This is a genomic window from Psychrobacter sp. DAB_AL32B (genome assembly GCF_002224105.1).
GTDB lineage: Bacteria > Pseudomonadota > Gammaproteobacteria > Pseudomonadales > Moraxellaceae > Psychrobacter.
The window spans coordinates 1-1892 of the sequence record NZ_NEXU01000039.1; the positions used below are offsets into that span (position 1 = coordinate 1).

The window sequence follows — 1892 nt, forward strand, 5'->3', positions numbered from 1 at the left end:
AAGAAAATATCGTAAGTAGCTTATTCTTTATCAGAAAGGCATTCTTTAATTAATTGAAAATCAGCTAACAGCCAATTTAAACAAAAATTTTGCTGATAATTTAATGAGTGAAAAAGGTGATATTGGTAAATTTAAACCAGTATTCACTCATCCGAATAATAGCGAATTACGAACCCCATCGATTTTAGCATTATGGCAGGCGCTGCATTTACAGCAACTTCTACCCGTATTGAATACAATACTAAATGATGAAGATTCAAATGAATACTGGTCTTGGCAGCAAAAACTGCAAGCTGGTAGGGATGATATAATTGCCCAACTTGATCCTTCAGGTCAAATTTTTAAGCACATCAAAGTTGCTGAGCGTTCGATACTTACTTTATTGGCTTATCGCTTATCAAACGATGGTAAAGAACAGACAGCGCCAGTGCCAGTTGGCGCGCTACACGATTATACTGGTATCAGTAATGTCAACTATGTCATAGACTTGCGACGTCAAGCGCGCCTGATTGATATTGATTTGACAGCCGTAAGTGAGGCAAACTTACAATGGTTGCTGCTTACCGCACAAAATTTAAATAGCGTTCAACTATTGGCGCTGTTAGAAGCTGTGCTTATCTTTGAGCCCTCTACCACAGGTTTTAAGCACGACGATAACATTCAAGAAAAGCAACAAGAGCGGCAACAGCGCAGCGGTCAAATAGATTATAATGCGAATATCAATAAGTGTTACGCTTATAATGATTACCGGCAATGGCTGAGTACATTGCATACGGCAATGTTACACGATACGATAGTCAGTCAGGATGAATATGATTGTTTAACCTTACTATCAGAACACTGGTTAAAGGTTCGACAGCTTTTTTGATTGCTTTTATTAATAGGGCTTGTTGAATAACTACTGAGCTGATATTTAGCAGACAACAAACTGGATGCCATAATTCATTATTTAACAGTGTTTTTAGTATGGTTTTTGAGATTAAAATTTGTAAACCCATTTAAGATAAATAGGATAGTAGAGTCGCATGAGTGATATCCAAGACCCGCTGGTTTTATTACAGCATCGTATGCAGCAGCGTCAGATTTTAGCGATGATGGGTATCAATCAGTGGGTACAGCCGAGCTCTGAGACTATTAATATCGCCGATATTTCTGCGCCTGCTTTACCTGATCCTACTATAAATAATAGCGCTACCCAGTCTATTTCTTCTGCTACAACTATTAAACAGCCAAACGTTGCATCTTCCAATATTGATGCTATCAACGTTGAGATGTCACATATAATATCTGCGGATGCTCCATCAAGCATGATAGATGATGAGTCTACTAATCATTATTATGACAATGTTAATGTTGATGCTAATGAGAAAAGTTTAAGCTATCCTGACCAACAAAGCCCTGTTACCTATAGTTTTGACACTACTTCCCCTGATATCTCTAATACAGCCGTTACGCCCCTCATAGATACTGTCGTCCAGCAAGCCGCTATTTCTAACATCAATAACACTCATAGCTTTAAAGATGATGGTTTTAAAGAGGAGATCTTTAAAAAAGTAGCACCGTTTGACTTGCAAGGTGGTCGCTACGGTAACTGGGTGATATTGGTTGATATCCAAGCCCTTAATAATGACAGTCAAAAACTATGGCAAAATATCACGCAAGCGCTATCAATGACCTGTGAGACGACATCATTTCCTATCTGTGAAGGTATGGATACGGCTGAGCTTGCCAATGCCAGTCTTGCTGGATACGTTTTTAAGATTGGTCGCAGTGAAGAGATACAAGTGGCGGCATTAACGTTATTGCCTGATGGGCTTGAGCACCCTAACCTGACTACTGCACCAACTTTAGATGAAATGCTTACTGATAGCAGATTGAAGCGTCAGCTTTGG

The 1892-nt window shown here is 39.1% G+C and carries 2 protein-coding genes; both read left to right on the forward strand.

Going from position 1 to position 1892, the window contains the following annotated elements; all coding sequences use genetic code 11:
• Positions 1–103: 103 nt before the first annotated feature.
• On the forward strand, positions 104–868 hold the full coding sequence (locus CAN34_RS04685) for a hypothetical protein (RefSeq protein ID WP_089554660.1): 765 nt from the start codon (positions 104–106) through the stop codon (positions 866–868).
• Positions 869–1025: 157 nt separating this feature from the next.
• Positions 1026–1892 (forward strand): hypothetical protein (locus CAN34_RS04690; protein ID WP_089554661.1); only part of this gene is annotated, 867 nt, incomplete at its 3' end.